The 14,584-nt window shown below is 69.1% G+C and carries 17 protein-coding genes; 6 read left to right on the forward strand and 11 right to left on the reverse strand.

The features are described 5' to 3' along the window. Positions 1 to 91: 91 nt before the first annotated feature. Complete coding sequence (locus KBX71_RS19800; RefSeq protein ID WP_247683778.1) at positions 92 to 3,433, forward strand: S8 family peptidase; 3,342 nt, start codon at positions 92 to 94, stop codon at positions 3,431 to 3,433. Positions 3,434 to 3,557: 124 nt separating this feature from the next. Continuing rightward, positions 3,558 to 4,205, forward strand: a complete 648-nt coding sequence (locus tag KBX71_RS19805; RefSeq protein ID WP_210819493.1) for a DUF998 domain-containing protein — start codon at positions 3,558 to 3,560, stop codon at positions 4,203 to 4,205. A 3-nt stretch (positions 4,206 to 4,208) separates the two neighbouring features. On the opposite strand, the gene KBX71_RS19810 is transcribed toward KBX71_RS19805, so the two are convergent. The 3 genes from KBX71_RS19810 to KBX71_RS19820 all read right to left on the reverse strand — a co-directional run bounded on the left by KBX71_RS19810 (position 4,209) and on the right by KBX71_RS19820 (position 6,250). Then, positions 4,209 to 4,691, reverse strand: a complete 483-nt coding sequence (locus tag KBX71_RS19810) for a DUF2231 domain-containing protein (protein ID WP_210819494.1) — start codon at positions 4,689 to 4,691, stop codon at positions 4,209 to 4,211. Positions 4,692 to 4,787: 96 nt separating this feature from the next. After that, on the reverse strand, positions 4,788 to 5,828 hold the full coding sequence (locus KBX71_RS19815) for an SEC-C domain-containing protein (protein ID WP_210819495.1): 1,041 nt from the start codon (positions 5,826 to 5,828) through the stop codon (positions 4,788 to 4,790). A gap of 92 nt (positions 5,829 to 5,920) precedes the next feature. Then, on the reverse strand, positions 5,921 to 6,250 hold the full coding sequence (locus KBX71_RS19820) for a hypothetical protein (protein WP_210819496.1): 330 nt from the start codon (positions 6,248 to 6,250) through the stop codon (positions 5,921 to 5,923). Here KBX71_RS19820 and KBX71_RS19825 point away from each other — a divergent pair. Further along, positions 6,237 to 6,584 (forward strand): helix-turn-helix transcriptional regulator, encoded by a 348-nt coding sequence (locus tag KBX71_RS19825; RefSeq protein ID WP_247683779.1) that lies wholly within the window; start codon positions 6,237 to 6,239, stop codon positions 6,582 to 6,584. The genes KBX71_RS19820 and KBX71_RS19825 overlap by 14 nt on opposite strands. Before the next feature lie 3 nt (positions 6,585 to 6,587). Here the strand turns inward: KBX71_RS19825 and KBX71_RS19830 are convergent, their stop codons facing one another. Beyond that, on the reverse strand, positions 6,588 to 7,580 hold the full coding sequence (locus tag KBX71_RS19830) for a YafY family protein (RefSeq protein ID WP_210819497.1): 993 nt from the start codon (positions 7,578 to 7,580) through the stop codon (positions 6,588 to 6,590). Positions 7,581 to 7,684: 104 nt separating this feature from the next. On the opposite strand from KBX71_RS19830, the gene KBX71_RS19835 reads away from it, so the two are divergent. Continuing rightward, positions 7,685 to 8,158, forward strand: coding sequence for a VOC family protein (locus KBX71_RS19835; RefSeq protein WP_210819498.1), 474 nt, complete (start codon positions 7,685 to 7,687; stop codon positions 8,156 to 8,158). Positions 8,159 to 8,178: 20 nt separating this feature from the next. On the opposite strand, the gene KBX71_RS19840 is transcribed toward KBX71_RS19835, so the two are convergent. The 6 genes from KBX71_RS19840 to KBX71_RS19865 all read right to left on the reverse strand — a co-directional run bounded on the left by KBX71_RS19840 (position 8,179) and on the right by KBX71_RS19865 (position 13,524). After that, positions 8,179 to 9,015 carry an aldo/keto reductase gene (locus tag KBX71_RS19840; protein ID WP_210819499.1) on the reverse strand — a complete coding sequence of 279 codons (837 nt, stop codon included), beginning with the start codon at positions 9,013 to 9,015 and terminating at the stop codon, positions 8,179 to 8,181. Positions 9,016 to 9,088: 73 nt separating this feature from the next. Then, the gene (locus tag KBX71_RS19845) at positions 9,089 to 10,981 is read right to left on the reverse strand and encodes a DUF2075 domain-containing protein (protein ID WP_247683780.1); all 1,893 of its coding nucleotides are present in this window, start codon (positions 10,979 to 10,981) and stop codon (positions 9,089 to 9,091) included. A gap of 154 nt (positions 10,982 to 11,135) precedes the next feature. Beyond that, entirely contained in the window at positions 11,136 to 11,471 is a 336-nt protein-coding gene (locus tag KBX71_RS19850) for a nucleotide pyrophosphohydrolase (RefSeq protein WP_210819501.1), read from the reverse strand. A gap of 192 nt (positions 11,472 to 11,663) precedes the next feature. Beyond that, positions 11,664 to 12,167, reverse strand: a complete 504-nt coding sequence (locus tag KBX71_RS19855) for a hypothetical protein (RefSeq protein ID WP_210819502.1) — start codon at positions 12,165 to 12,167, stop codon at positions 11,664 to 11,666. Between the two features lie 273 nt (positions 12,168 to 12,440). After that, the gene (locus tag KBX71_RS19860; RefSeq protein WP_210819503.1) at positions 12,441 to 12,644 is read right to left on the reverse strand and encodes a DUF397 domain-containing protein; all 204 of its coding nucleotides are present in this window, start codon (positions 12,642 to 12,644) and stop codon (positions 12,441 to 12,443) included. Further along, on the reverse strand, positions 12,637 to 13,524 hold the full coding sequence (locus tag KBX71_RS19865) for a helix-turn-helix transcriptional regulator (RefSeq protein WP_210819504.1): 888 nt from the start codon (positions 13,522 to 13,524) through the stop codon (positions 12,637 to 12,639). The genes KBX71_RS19860 and KBX71_RS19865 overlap by 8 nt, the downstream gene beginning before the upstream one ends. A gap of 231 nt (positions 13,525 to 13,755) precedes the next feature. Between KBX71_RS19865 and KBX71_RS19870 the strand changes: the two genes are divergently transcribed. Both KBX71_RS19870 and KBX71_RS19875 read left to right on the forward strand, forming a co-directional pair. Then, positions 13,756 to 14,058 carry a DivIVA domain-containing protein gene (locus KBX71_RS19870; RefSeq protein WP_210819505.1) on the forward strand — a complete coding sequence of 101 codons (303 nt, stop codon included), beginning with the start codon at positions 13,756 to 13,758 and terminating at the stop codon, positions 14,056 to 14,058. Beyond that, on the forward strand, positions 14,055 to 14,306 hold the full coding sequence (locus tag KBX71_RS19875) for a hypothetical protein (protein ID WP_210819506.1): 252 nt from the start codon (positions 14,055 to 14,057) through the stop codon (positions 14,304 to 14,306). The genes KBX71_RS19870 and KBX71_RS19875 overlap by 4 nt, the downstream gene beginning before the upstream one ends. 53 nt (positions 14,307 to 14,359) lie before the next feature. Here KBX71_RS19875 and KBX71_RS19880 read toward each other — a convergent pair whose 3' ends face one another. After that, a complete protein-coding gene (locus KBX71_RS19880) occupies positions 14,360 to 14,584 on the reverse strand; it encodes a hypothetical protein (protein ID WP_247683781.1) in 225 nt (74 codons plus the stop codon).

The raw sequence follows: 14,584 nt of genomic DNA on the forward strand, positions 1-14,584 counted from the left end.
GTCGAAGGCTCCCCGTAGATCGTCTCCCTGCATATGATCTTGCCGGAGTCGCCCGAAGAGGCGGATTCGTCCACATTAGACGAGGAGCAACATGCTCAGGAAAACGCGGTGGCTGTTGGCCGTCGCCGTCACGGCCACGACACTGACCGCCCTACCGGGCGGCGCTGCCACGGCCGGCCCCAACGGCATGGGTAAGACCGGCTCACCCGCAGCCGCGGCCGACGGGAAGACACACACCGTCACCCTGCTGACCGGGGACGTGGTGACCGTACGGGACACCGGATCGGGCTGCCCACAGGCCACGGTGCGACCGGCCGACGAGAACGCGGTGATCAGCCAGAGCTGTGGCCCCGACGGTCACCTGCACGTCGTCCCCGCCCGCGTCGCGTCCCAGATCGGCCCGGTCCTGGACCCCGACCTGTTCGACGTCACCACGCTGATCGCCGACGGCTACGACGACGACAACGCAGCCGAGCTGCCGCTCATCGTGCAGCCCGCCACCGCGTCCGCCCGGGTGGCCGCGCTCGGTGACGTGCTGTCGCTGCCCAGCATCGGTGCGGTCGCCGGCCGCGTACCCAAGAAGAGCCCGGCCACCGCGAAGCTCGCCACCAACTCGCTGCTCGCCGGTGCGAAGAAGGTCTGGCTCGACCGCAAGGTCCGGGCCACCGCCCTGACCGGCGGTGGGCGACAGGCCAGCCTGGACCGCAACCTCGGCCAGATCGCCGCGCCGGACGCCTGGAAGGCCGGCTACACCGGCAAGGGCGTGCGGGTCGCGGTGCTCGACACCGGCGCCGACTTCACGCACCCGGACCTGGTCGGCCGGGTCGCCGAGCGGGCCGACTTCACCGTCGAGGGCGGCGACGCCGTCGACCACAACGGCCACGGTACGCACGTCGCCTCGACCATCGCCGGCACCGGCGCGGCCGCCCACAGTCAGCGTCGCGGCGTGGCGCCGGACGCCACGCTGGTGATCGGCAAGGTCCTCGACGACAACGGCTACGGCGACGACTCCGGCATCATCGCCGCCATGGAGTGGGCCGCCACCCGGGCCGACGTCATCAACATGAGCCTCGGTGGCAGCGACCCGGACGACGGCACCGACCCGCTGTCGCTCGCCGTCGACGGGCTGAGCAAGTCCACCGGCACGCTGTTCGTCATCGCCGCCGGCAACAGCGGCGCCGCCATCTCCTCGCCGGGCTCGGCCGCCAGCGCGCTGACCGTCGGCGCTGTCGACCGGAACGACAAGCTCGCCGACTTTTCCAGCCGTGGGCCGCTGGTCACCAGTAACGCGGCCAAGCCGGAGGTGGTCGCCCCCGGTGTCGACATCGTCGCCGCTCGGGCCGCCGGCACCAACCTCCAGGACCCGATCGACAGGTACTACGAGGCGATCAGCGGCACCTCGATGGCCAGCCCGCACGTGGCGGGCGCCGCCGCGCTGCTCGCCCAGCGCCACCCGGACTGGACCGGTGAGCGGCTCAAGGCCGCGCTCGTCGGCGCCGCCGACCCGCTCGCCGACATCGACCCGTACGCCGTCGGCGCCGGCCGGCTCAACGCGGCCCGGGCCCTCGGCGGCCCGACCAGCGACCAGCCGGTGGTCAACCTCGGCACCTTCGCCTACCCGCAGTCCGGGACCAGCGAGACGAAGCTGAGCTGGACCGGTGAGTCGACGGCAGTTCTCGACCTCGACGTGTCGATCGTCAACCACGACGGCCAGTCGGTGCCGCGCGGCGCGGCGTCGCTCTCGACGAGCCGACTGACGCTCAAGCACGGCACCACCGCCGCGGCGACCCTCCGGATCAACCGTGCCGCGCTGGCCGCCCGGCCGGGCTTCTACCTGGCCACCGTCACCGCCCGCACCGGCCGCACGCTGGTCTCGACGACGCCGGTGAGCTTCTACGTCGAGCAGCCCAGCCACGATCTGACGATCCACACGAAGCCACTGCCGGGCCTGAAGGACGGCGCGGAGAGCTGGATCAACCTGATGGTCACCAACCTCACCGACCCGCTGATCTACTACGGCGGTGCGAGCGGTACACCCGGTGACACCTTCACGCTGCGGGTACCGGCCGGTCGGTACGCGATCCTCGGCTCCTCCGTCGCCTACTACGTCGACAGTGACGTACTGGAGACGACGCTCGCCGCCGAGGCCGACCTGGACGTGCGCGGCGCCCGGAGCGTGACGCTCGACCCGGCGCGGGCCAAGCCGGTGACGGCGACTGTCGACGCGGTGCCCACCACGCCCACCCGGACCGACTTCACAAACGTCCAGACCGCGGCGAACGGCCTGTCCTGGTGGCACCAGATCAGCGGGTACGGGACCAAGACGACGGTCCGCACCACCGCGCTGACGAAGCCCACCGTCGGCTCCCGGCGCACCTGGGCGGCCGTCAACCTGGACTCGACGGCCGGCACCGCCAAGCCGTACCGCTACAACCTGGTGCACGAGTACGCGGGTGGCGTACCGGCCGACCCCGCCTTCCGGGTGAACAAGACCGAGCAGGCGAAGCTGGCCCGGATCGACGAGCGGTTCCACCAGACGGACTCGCCGGAGATGTTCACCCAGCTGATCCGTACCGGCATGACCCGCGACGGGGTGTGGGTGACCCAGACCCACGAGGGGAACCTGCCGCCGTACCGGACCGACTACCTCTCGCCCGACATCCTCTGGGCCGACCAGGGCGGCTACGGCGGGCTGGCCGCGGACGAGGCACCCCGCAGCTACCGGCCGGGTAGCCGGCAGACCAAGATCTGGGCGCGTCAGCCCCTGCACTCCGACTGGTACGACGACCCGGCCGGTGCCGACTGGAGCTGCGCCACCGCGCCGGCACGGACCCGGGGCAACCTGCACCTCGACCTGGTGTCGCTGACCGACCAGCACCAGCGGGCCGACTGCCTGCAGGGCGAGGCGATCGGCGTGAAGCGCAAGCTGTCGCTGTACCGCAACGGCAAGCTGGTCGACGAGCGGTCCGGCCCGTTCGGCGACTTCACCGTCCCGCAGTCGATGGCCGACTACCGGGTGACCCTCGACGTCGACACGAGCCTGATCCTGCCGATCTCCACCACTGTCAACACCTCGTGGACGTTCCGGTCCGCTGGCCCCGACGGGACCGGGAGCGTGCCGTTGCCGCTGCTCGCGGTCGACTACGCCCTGCCGATGGACCACCACAACCACCCGGTCGACGGCACCGCCGAGCTGGCCGTCCGGCAGGCGCACGGTGTGAAGACGCAGAAGGTGACGTCGTTCCAGGTCTGGACCTCGACGGACGACGGTGCCACCTGGACGTCGGCCCGGGTCACCGGCAACGGAGACAGCTACCGGGTCGCGCTGCCGAAGGCCGCCTCCGGGCAGGCCGTCTCGCTGCGGGTGAAGGCCGCCGCCAGCGGCGGTAGCGGAATCGACCAGACCATCATCCGGGCGTACCACGCCGGCTGACCGTCGACACTGTGGTGCGGCCCGGCTCCGGCCGGGTCGCACCACCTTTTTGTCGCGGTGTCGATCCGGGCCCGTCTCGTTCGTCGTGACGGTGAACCTGACGCCGACACCGAGAGGCACGTCCATGACGTCCGTCGTCGAGACTCCGCTGCGCCGAACCCGTTTCCTGCTGGGCTGCGGCACGGTCGCCGGCCTTCTCTTCCCCGTCCTGTCGTTCGGGCAGGCGTTCACCCGACCCGGATTCGAGTTGCGCCGGCACGCGCTCAGCTCACTCACCCTCGGTGACCTCGGCTGGTTGCAGGTGATCGCGTTCGCGGGCACCGGCGTGCTGGCCGTCGCCTTCGCGGTGGGCCTGTGGCAGGCGCTGCGACCGGGACGGGCCGGCACTGTGGTGCCGGTGCTGGTCGGCGTGTACGGGGTGGCGATGGTCGGCGGCGGAATCTTCGTGCCCGACCCGGCGCTCGGCTGGCCACCCGGCGCCCCGGCGGGGCTTCCCGAGCAGGCCAGCACCGGCAGCGTCCTGCACACGGTGTGCGGCGCCGCGGCGTTCCTGTCACTGATCGCGGCCGGCCTGCTGCTCGCTCGACGGTTCGCCGGCCAGGGGGACCGCAACTGGGCGCTCTACAGCGCCGCCAGCGGTGCCGTCGCGTTCGTGCTCACCGCCCTGCCGTGGAGCGAGGGGAGTGCGAGCATCCGCTTCGCCGTCGGAGCGGTGCTCATCTCGGGGTGGCTCGTCGCGCTCTCCTGGCGGGCGCGCGACGAGGTGGCCTGACCGTCACTGGCCCTCCCAGACCGCCTTCGCCCCGGAGTCGCCGGTGCGGTACACGTAATACACGGTGACGGCGGCGGCCACCAGCGACAACACCTGCAACGCCGGGGTCAGCAGTCGGGGGCGCGCACCCTCGGCCGGTCGCGGCGGGACGAGCCGGACCAGTGCCAGGGCCACAGCCCCCAACCCGATGCTGGCCCAGAACGTGATGTCGCCGAACTCCTGGTGCGCCTCCAGCGTCGGGAGGAACTCGGGGGTGACCCGATTGGCGGCGCGCATCCGCTCGAGGAAGGCGTCGCCGGAGAGCTTCGTCAGCAGGGCGGCGACCGGCGTGCCCACGGCGAGCAACCCCAGCACCCACCGGGTGTGCGGCCGGATCAGCGGGACGAAGGCGTAACCGACAGTCAGCAGGGCCAGTAACGGCACGAACACGACCGCGGCGTGCAGCAGCAGAGGGTGGGCCGGGATGCCCATGAACTCCTCGAACATCGGCGTCTCCTCCGGTGACATCGCCCTGGACGTTGATCGTCCGCAGAGCGACGTTATCGGTACCGCGCCGGCATGTCATCCCCGTCGATCGCCCGACTACCGGGAGCGCGGCAGGCAGTCCTTCTTGTACTTGAGGCCCGAACCGCACCAGCAGGCGTCGTTGCGCTCCGGCGGCCAGGCGATCCGTGCGCTGGGCCGCGCCGACACCTCGGCCGCGTAGCCCGCCCGCACCGACGCGTCGGCCGGATCGCCGCCACGTCGACCGGCGAACGCGGTCAACCCGGCGACTGTCGCGCCGAACACGCCCAACCCGGCCTGACCGGCCTCCCTGAGCCGAACCAACTCCGTCTCCAACCGGCCCCGGTGCGCGTCCCAGTCCGGCCCGTACACCTCGCCGAGGGCGGGATGCTCGGCGAGCAGGCGATCGAACTCGGCCCGCGGCCAGAAGAGCAGATCCGACTCGGAGTCCCTACGCTCCCCGGCCCGACGCACGAGCTGGGTTTCGAGCCGGTCCGCCAGGTCGTCCTGCCGGTCATGCGGCAGGTTCAGATTCCGGCGTACCCGATGCCGCTGTTGCAACAGGAAGAAGGCGACACCTGGAGCGTCCGGCGGACCGAGGTCGACCACCGGGTCGATCGCGGTGCTGGCCGGTCCGGACGCCGCGGTCGCGCGGTCGCCGAGCACTGTGTCGACCGCCTCGCTCAGCCACGTCTCGGCGATCGCCGAACGCCCACCGGCGTCCAGCGCCGCACTGACGTAGGCGGGGGCGTCGGGCTGCACGAGCAGCAACTGGCGCAACGCGGTCAACTCCGCCATCGCCTCGTCGTCGCGACCGCCGGCCCGGAACAGGGCGCGGGCCCGCAGCGCGCGGGCGAACCCGGCCCGAGGGTCATCTCCGGACGGGTACGCCGCCAGGGCCTGCTCCGCGTACCGCAGCGCCGCCTCGGGCCTGGCCCGGATCTCCGCGATCTCGGCGGCCAGTGTGAGCGCGTCGCCAGCGTCGTCCGGGTCCTCCAGCCGGCCCTGCTCGGCGGCCCCCGCGAGATCGGCGGCGACGCCGAGCGGATCGGCCATCCCGAGCGCCGAGCGGCGAAGTTCGGCGAGGTCAGCCTTGGTGAGTGTCTCTCTCGTCGGCACGATCTCACGGTACGTCGGGGTACTCGCGGTATGCGGGCAGATCACCTGTTACGCCGCTCTCATACCGGCTCTCATGCCGCCCGCCGTGCCGACTACGACCAGGCGCCGGCCGCCGCAGCCTGGGCGGCGTAGGTGTCGAAGTCGAGCGGGTCCCGTCCGAGAACCCGCCGTACCCCGTCGGCCGGTTCGGCGAGATGGCCCGCCCGCATCCCGGCGAACAGGGCGTTCAACGCCGTGGCCGTCTCCGCCGGATAACCCTCGGCGAGCAGTTCGGCGTGGTACTGCTCCGGGGTGAGCTCCACGTAGCGGATCGAACGGCCGCTCACCCGGGCGATCGTCGCCACCGCCGCGGCGAAGGTGAGCGCACGAGGACCGGACAGGTCGTACACCTGTTCGTGGTACCGCGCGTTGAGCGACGACACTGTTGGTCCGGTGCTGCGCGCCATGCACGACGCGCCCGGCCGGCAGTGGACCCTGGCCAGCCTCGCCGCGCGGGCCGGGGTCTCCCGGTCCACACTGGCCAAACGGTTCACCGCGTTGGTGGGCGAACCCCCGCTCACCTACCTGACCGACTGGCGCATGACAGTGGCCGCCGACATGCTTGCCGAGTCGACAGCGACGGTCGCCGCCGTGGCGCGTCAACTGGGGTACGCGGACGCGTTCGGCTTCAGCGCGGCCTTCAAACGCGTGCACGGCATGAGCCCGAGCGGACATCGACGACTCACCCGTGCCGTTTTTCGGCCCGGCGTGGGTTGACGCTCACGGCATCCGCCCGCGCGGACCTCCCGTTCCCGGCGCAGCCACGGCGCGGGTGATGCGGTCGCCGAGCCGACGCAGATGGTCGACCAACTCCACTGGCTCGTGGACGGTGAAGTCGCACCCGAGCAGTGTGAGCCGGAAGGCGAGCCAGTCGACTGTGTCTTCCGGGCTGTGCCATCGGCACGACACGTCGTCGAGCGGCTCGAACTCGCCGGCGTGGTCGCCCAGCCGGGCAGCCGCCTGCTCGGCCGGCACCGCGAGCGTCGCCACCGCCCGGAACACCGGTGCCAGGCTGTAGAGCTGGTCGGTCACGAACGCGGACGCGTCGTCGGTCGGTAGCTCGCGGGGCGCCACCCGTACCCCGGTTGTGGTCGCCTGTTCGACGCGGTCGACGCGGAAAGTGCGCCAGTCCTCGCGCTCGTTGTCATAGCAGACGACGTACCAACGACGGCCCACCACGACGAGCCGGTGCGGTTCGACGAGCCGCTCGCTGATGCCGCCGTCGCCGTCGCGATAACCGAAGCGGACCCGCTCGTGTGCCGAGGCTGCTGCCGCGAGGACGATGAGCTGCGTCGGATCGACAAGCGACACCGCCGCCGCGGTAGACGACACGGTGGCCGCGGTGAGGGCGCTGACGTGGCGGCGTAGCCGCGGCGGCAGCACCTGCTGGAGTTTGGCGAGGGCCCGCACCGACGCCTCGGCGATGCCGGCGACCGGCTGCCGGGCCGCGGTGTGCAGGCCGACAGCGATCACCACCGCCTCCTCGTCATCGAGCAGCAGCGGAGGCATCGCCTTACCCGCGACCAGCCGGTAGCCGCCCAGTGCGCCCAGGCTGGCCTGGACCGGGTAGCCGAGCTCACGCAGTCGGTCGATGTCGCGGCGCACGGTCCGCGGGGTCACCGCGAGACGCTCGGCGAGTTCGCTGCCGGGCCATTCGCGGGGCGTCTGCAGAAGGGAGAGCAGTCGTAACAGGCGGGCCGGTGTGTCGCGCATGCTCCCATGATGGGTCCAGATCTAGGACAGTTACCAGCCTAGATCGCGTCTAACGTCGCCCATCTGAGTGCGCGGACGCCGCACCGGAATGAGGAGACGAACCGATGAAGGTTGTTCCCGACGGCTACCACACCGTGACCCCCTGGATCATCTCGCCGGGGAGGACAGGCGCACTCATCGACTTCATCGTCGGCGTCTTCGACGCCACCGAACTGGCCCGCATGGAGGTGGACGGCGTGATCGGCCACGCCGAGGTTCGTATCGGGGACTCGGTCGTGATGATGTTCGACAAGCCCCAGTGGCCGGCCACGCCCGCCTTCCTGCGTCTCTACGTCGCCGACGACGCCGAGGTGCTCCGCCGGGCCGTCGAACGCGGGGCGAGCGTCGTCACCGAGCCGACCGAGCTCTTCTGGGGCGACCGGGTCAGCCGTTTCCGCGACCCGCTCGGCAACCTGTGGTGGATCCACCAACGCGTGGCCGAGCCCACCGAGGAGGAGATGGGTCGACGGCTCAACGACCCCGAATTCACCAAGGCAATGGAGTACGTCCAGGGTGCCGACTTCTCTCCCCACAGCTGACCGTCAGCGGGGTGGGTTCGTCAGAACTCCTCGTACACCGCCGGGTCCTGGTCGGAGAGCCGCCCGTCCGGGCGGCCCAGCGCGGTGATGGCCTCGACCTGCGCGTCGGTGAGCTTGATACCGAAGACGTCCAGGTTCTCGACCTGCCGCTGCGGGGAGGCGGCCTTGGGCAGCGGAATCACCTGACGGGCCACGTGCCAGGCGAGGATCGTCTGCGCCGGGCTGACGCCGTGCGCGGTCGCGATTTCCACGACGACGGGATGCTGCTGCAGGTCGTTGCCGTGCCCGAGCGGGCTCCACCCCTGCACCAGGATGCCGTTCTCCCGGTGGTAGTCGAGCGCCTCCTGCTGCGGAAAGTACGGGTGCACCTCGATCTGGTTGACCACCGGGGCGACCCCGGTCTCGGCCACCAGCCGCTCGATGTGCTCGGGCAGGAAATTGGAGAGCCCGATGTGCCGGACGAGCCCACGCTCACGCGCCTCGATCAGCGCCCGCCACGCCTGCACGTACAGATCGACCTTCGGGTTCGGCCAATGGATGAGGTACAGGTCGACCCGGTCGAGGCCGGTGCGGAAGACACTCTCCTCGATGGTGGTCAGCGCCTCGTCGTAGCTGTGGTGCCGCCCCGGCAGCTTCGAGGTGACGACCAGCTCGTCCCGCACGTCACCGGCCGAACGGGCGGCCCGGCCGACAGCGCCCTCGTTCTCGTAGTTCACCGCGGAGTCGATCAACCGGTAGCCCGCCCGGATCGCCTGACCGATCGCGTCGACACCCGCCGAGCCGTTCAGCCGGTACGTGCCGAGCCCGATCGCCGGCAGGGTGGTGCCGTCGGCTGCCGTGAGATGGGGAATCGTCATGGTTGATCTGCCTTTCGTCGACCGTGACTGGACCCTACCCGCACGGATTGGGCTGCTGAGACCAACCGGTCGATCAGCTCAGGTCGGCGTCCGTTGGCGCCTCGTAGACCGTCTCGACCGACCGGATCACCTTGACCATCGAGGCGAGGTACTCCCGTGTCTCGGCATCCGTGGAATAGACGATCGTGCCCTTCAGCCCGCGGGTCAGCAGGACCTTGTAGGTGTTGCGGATCAGTAGATCCGATTCGGCGTCGCTGACCGCCTTGCGGCTGCGGAACGCCGGGTCCTTCGACTTCTCGCGCCGCGTCACCAGCCGGCCGTCCCGAGCGACCAGGTCCGGCCCGACGATGACGCCCGACCAGTCGTACTCGAAGCCCTGCGCCGTGTAGACGCAGCCCACCTGACCGAAACCGTTCGGGTCGGTGGCCCAGAACGCGCTGCCTGGCGCCTCGCCGACGCTGCGGTCACTCTTGACGTTCCAGGGTCGCGACCACAGGTCGACCTGCACGTCCGGCACCAAACTGTCATCCGGACGTGGATCGCTCCACGGCCAGCAGTACCCAGCGGACATTCTGGCGGTCACACCGGGCGCCTGCTTGCTGGCGAGGAAGGCTTCCATCTCCTCTGGCGACTCGGCGAGACGTAGGTCGACCTTCCCGTCGCCGGTCCAGACCGAGGGCTCGCCGCCATCGAGACCGAGCAGGTCAACGACCCACCCCTCGTACGTCTCGCTGCCACCGCACCGGAACTGGCCGTGCAATGACACGACCTCGACGTCGAGCTTGAGCTTCTTCGCGTACGACGAGATGACCTCGACGTTGCCCAACTCGCCCGGCTTCACCACCTGATGCTCGTCGAGCAGGAAGACAGGCACCCGGGCCGCGGCGATGAGTTCGTCAATCTGCGAACGAGCCTCCTCCCGCCGAGCTTTCGGCGTGAAGCGGTTGACGGACGTCTCCCGGATGCGGTGCGCCTCGTCGCAGATCAGGACGTCCAGACCGTTGCGTTCAGCTGACATGAAGCTGTTGAAGTAGCCAAACAGATTCTTCAGCCGCGTCGAGCCCTTTCCGGCGTACCGGCGCAAGGTCTGGGTAAACGACCGCGAGCCCGTGGCGTGCATGACGGAACGGTTCTGGCGCGCCAACTCGCCGAGCACCGACAGGGCGATCACGCTCTTGCCGCTGCCCGGTCCGCCCGAGACGACCACGACCGACTTACGGTCCGCCGACCGCGCCTTCTCCACGGCATGCAACACCAACTCGTACGCCACACGCTGCTCATCCAGCAGCGTGAAGCGCGACCGATCCTTCAGTTCCTGGGCGGCGTACCGCAGCAGGTGCCGGCTCGGCCGAACCGAACTGGTGAGGAAACGGTCAGCCGCGCCAGCGCCGGAGGCCGGGGCGAGGTGGGTACGGAGATAATCGAGGAACTGGCCCCGCCGTTGCTTGGTGAAGATCCGGCTCTGCTCGGTCGCCTGCCGATCGAACAGATCACGGATGTCGCGGTCGGTCGCGTTGTGCAGGTACGCGGCCCCACGGACCGGGTTCCGTTGCTCGGCGAGGATGCCGAGAAAATCCGTCAGGTACTCGCAGTAAAGTTCGACCTGGAAGCCGGGGTGGAGCCGTGGGCCATGCGCATGCTCCACTGCCACGAGGGTCTCAGAACCCTCGTGGGACTCGGCGTAGGACCACTGCTTCAATTCGACGACGACGTAGGAGTCGTCGGACGTCCGGGGGTCCACACCGGCAAGCACCACGTCAACCCGCTTGCTGGTCAGCGGCAACTGATACTCGACCAGCATCTCCACCTGGCCGAGGCCCGCGTCGGCGAGATCCTGCCCCAGCACCGCGAGGCTGTGCGACCAGGAACGACGTTCTGCCGGACTCACGTTGCGACCGATCTGCTCCACGATCCGGTCTGGGAGCATGCCCGTGGCACTTAGGCGCAGCAGACCATCGGCAGACATGCGGAACGCTGACAACACTTGCCCCCGGGCAGCACGAAGTGATCGTGCGCATGGGGGGCGTGTCCGGCAGCCGCCGAAAGCCCGTCGTGACGCGCTTCTACGTGATGGACTGTAGCGAAGAGATCAACTGAGCGCCATGTTGCCCTGCCCGTGGCTACCGTTTCGCCGCCGACCCGCGAGCCTGCTCGACGGGGTAGCGGCGAGCCGAATCCACAAGCTTGGTCCGAGCCGCCTCTACCAGGTCGATGCCGAGTACGTCGGCGAGCCGAGTCAGATAGATCATGACGTCGCCGATCTCGGCCCTCACCCGGCTACCCGCGTCCGGGTCAGCCATGACCGCCGCGGACTGCTCCGGCGTGAGCCACTGGAACTCGGCAATCAGCTCACCGACTTCGCCAGCGAGCGCCATGGCCAGATTCTTGGGCGTGTGGAACTGCTGCCAGTCCCGTTCTTCAGCGAATCCTCGTACGCGGGCCGTCAGGTCGTCCATGGCATGGAGCATCGCAGACCCGCGTACCAGCATCCACGACCCGGGTGCTGACGCATCGCACGAGATCGGCACTCGGATTGCTCGATGAATCTTAGAGTGTCGACTTCGCGCGAATGCGTCAGCTGGACGTGAGGTAGGCCGAGATGATGAGAAAACCGTCGTATCGAAGGAATTGCTAGGTGCGGCCCCTGATCACAGCGAGACGATGACCGGTTGGATCTGGACGTTCTTGGTCAGCTGCTGTGGCGAGGGGATGGGTGTGCTGATATTGACAGAAGTGTTGTAGCCGTAGATGACGACCCCGTCGAGGTGGTTCGCGCCCGGCCAGTTCGACTCCAGGCGGACCGCCATCTGAGTAGGGAAGTTGGTCACCTCTTCGGCGCACGACCGGATCAGGACGACGCTCGGGGTGGCGGTCAGGTGAGTGGCCAGCATTCTGGCCAGCTTCTTGTAGGTCCAGCCCCAGTCCTTGGCGCCGGCCTCGGCGTCACCGATCTCCTCGTCGTTGCCGTGCGCACGGATGCACAGCGGCTCGTCCGCCTGGACCCCGGCCAGGTAGGTTGCCAACTGTCGATCCGCCTCGGCCTGCGTGAGCCCGGCGTCGATGGGCAGGAGGGCACCCCAGGCAGCCGCTCCCGAATCGGGCCCTGCAGATTGGCCTCGGGTATTCGGATCCTGCGTCGCCACGATGAACATGACATTCTCCTTCGGGGTAGCCGCGTGTTTCAGAAGAACCGCCGAACGCAGATTAGCGCGATCGTCGAAGAATGGCCCTGTCAGCTATCCGGCTCAAATGGATTCTGTCGTTGGTCAGACAACTGTTGACCGCTGCCAATAAGGCGGGCTTGGTTGACGTCAGTCATCGACGTGCAACTCCCGGACGCGCAATTGGCATGCGGTCGATGCCGGCTGACGCCGCGCCGACCGCATGGGTCGGGCCGCCGTACTCGTGCCGAGGCGAAGCCGACCTCAGCTGACCCGTCCTCCACGTTTGGCAGCCGCGACGAAGTCGGTCCAGGCCTGGGTGGTGAAGGTGAGAAGCGGTCCCGTGGAATCCTTCGAGTCGCGGACGGCGACGACCTCGGCGAGGTTCGTGGCGACCTCGACGCAGTTGCCGCCGTTGTCGCCGCTGCGGGTGCCCTTGCGCCAAGCGGCGCCGGTCAGATCAGTCATGCCGCATCTCCCCGGTGATCCTCTTGATCATGTCTCTTGATTCTGCCGCGCCAAGCGCGAGGGCCGCCAGTCCTCTCCAGGTGTCCTCGTAGGCCATCAGCTCATCCGGCTTGTCCAGGTAGAGCGCCCCGGTCAGCGACTCGCTGTAAACCACCGAGGGCTCCGGCGCGGTCCGGCCCCCGTTGGTTGTCGGGAAGTCGAGGATCACAAACGAGCCGGCGACCGCTCCAGGATGCGGCCCGGCAGCGAGCGGCACCACCTGCACTGAAACGTTTGGCTGCTCGGAGACTTCGAGCAGATGTTTGAGCTGGTCGGACATTACGCCGTGGCTGCCGACCACTCGGCGGAGTGCCGCCTCCGAGAGCACTGCGTCCAAGCGCGGGGGCTTTGGCAGGCGACGTCTAAGCAATGTCTGCCGTTGTAGCCGCACCTCGACTGCTTGCTCACGCTCCTCGGGGCTCAGCCGACTCCCAGGCTGAAAGAGTCCACGGGCGTAGGAGCGCGTCTGTAGCAACCCGGGAATCAGCGTCTCGCCGTACTCCCGCAGTCGAGCCGCGGCGGATTCCAGGCCCACGTACAGCTCGAACCAGCTCGGGACCGCATCCCCGTACGCGTGCCACCAGCCTTTGGACTTCGTCTCCACGGCCAGCCCGCGCATCGCCTCGGTCATCTCGGGTGACACCCCGTACAGCTCGCACATCGCCTTGACGTCGAGCACCCGTACCGAGCCTTGGCCGCACTCGAGGCGCCAGATCTTCTGCCGGCTGTATTCGAGTGCTTCGGCGGCGGCGTCGAGCGTCACGCCGGCCTCGTTGCGGAACTGCCGCAGCAGCCGGCCGAGTTGCCGGCGCGGCACTGTCGATCCGATGTCTTCGGGCATTCGTGCACTCCCTGGTTCCAGCACGCAACACTGCGTGACCTGCTCCTGCAACTCCTACGGGTTTCAGCAAAGAAAGTCAATGCACAACAGCGAAATCGCGGTTTAGAACGTTGCGTTTCCACTGCGGACTGTCGCAGTCTGGTCACAGCACGGCGGCCGGCCGGTCCCCCCGAACGGCCGCCGTGTTTCCCGAACACTCCTCGCCCCTCCGCATAAGGAAGGCAGGCGGACATGAACGCCAAAAGCCAGCGACCAGGGACGGCGAGCGGTGGCGCTACCTACCGCTCTGCCGCGTACACCAGTTTGTTGCCGTGGCAGGTGCGTGAGCGCCGCTTCGTGCCGGTCGGGCTCGGGCGTCGCGGTCTGAACCCCGACGACGTGTACGCCTTCCTCGACCGGGTCGCCGTCGACATGGCCGCCGTCTACGCCGCTCTCGCCGAGAGCCGCCGCGAGACCGCCCGGATCAAGGCCGGGCTGCGTCGCTCGCAGACCGATCAGGCCCGCGCCCGCAACGAGCGGGACCAGGCCCGATGAGCCAGCGGTACGTCATCCACCTGCCCGTGGTCGCCACCGACCTGCCCGCCGCGCAACGCCTGGCCCGGGTCATCGGCCGGTGGATGCTGGTGCTGCCGATGACCGATCCTGGGGAGACCACCGTCTCCGAAGAGGACCATCAACTCGTCCGGCACCGGGCCTTCTGCGACCCGCGGATGCCTGGCGGCCGGCGTTGCCTGCTCCGAGACGGCCACGACGGCGCCTGCTCACGCCGCTTGCGTCGCTGACGTTCCGTAGGGTCTATTGCGGTTGCGCGGCCCCTGGAGGCGGCGTCAACCGCTCAGCTTGCGAACAGCATTCTTGTAGGGAACTCACCGCTGGATCGCCGGGCCTTGACGATCTTTGCCGCGATCGCACCCGCAGCTGCGTTGAAATCACCATCGTCGACGCGGGCATCGAGGGTGTGCGGATCGATTGTGAGGATTCGATCAAACCGGTCCTCCAACCCGAACTCGTACCGAACCTCGTCTGCGGCCGCCTCGACACGTCGCGCGGTCACCATCAT

The sequence above is a fragment of the Micromonospora sp. D93 genome (assembly GCF_018070365.1).
GTDB lineage: Bacteria > Actinomycetota > Actinomycetes > Mycobacteriales > Micromonosporaceae > Micromonospora > Micromonospora ureilytica.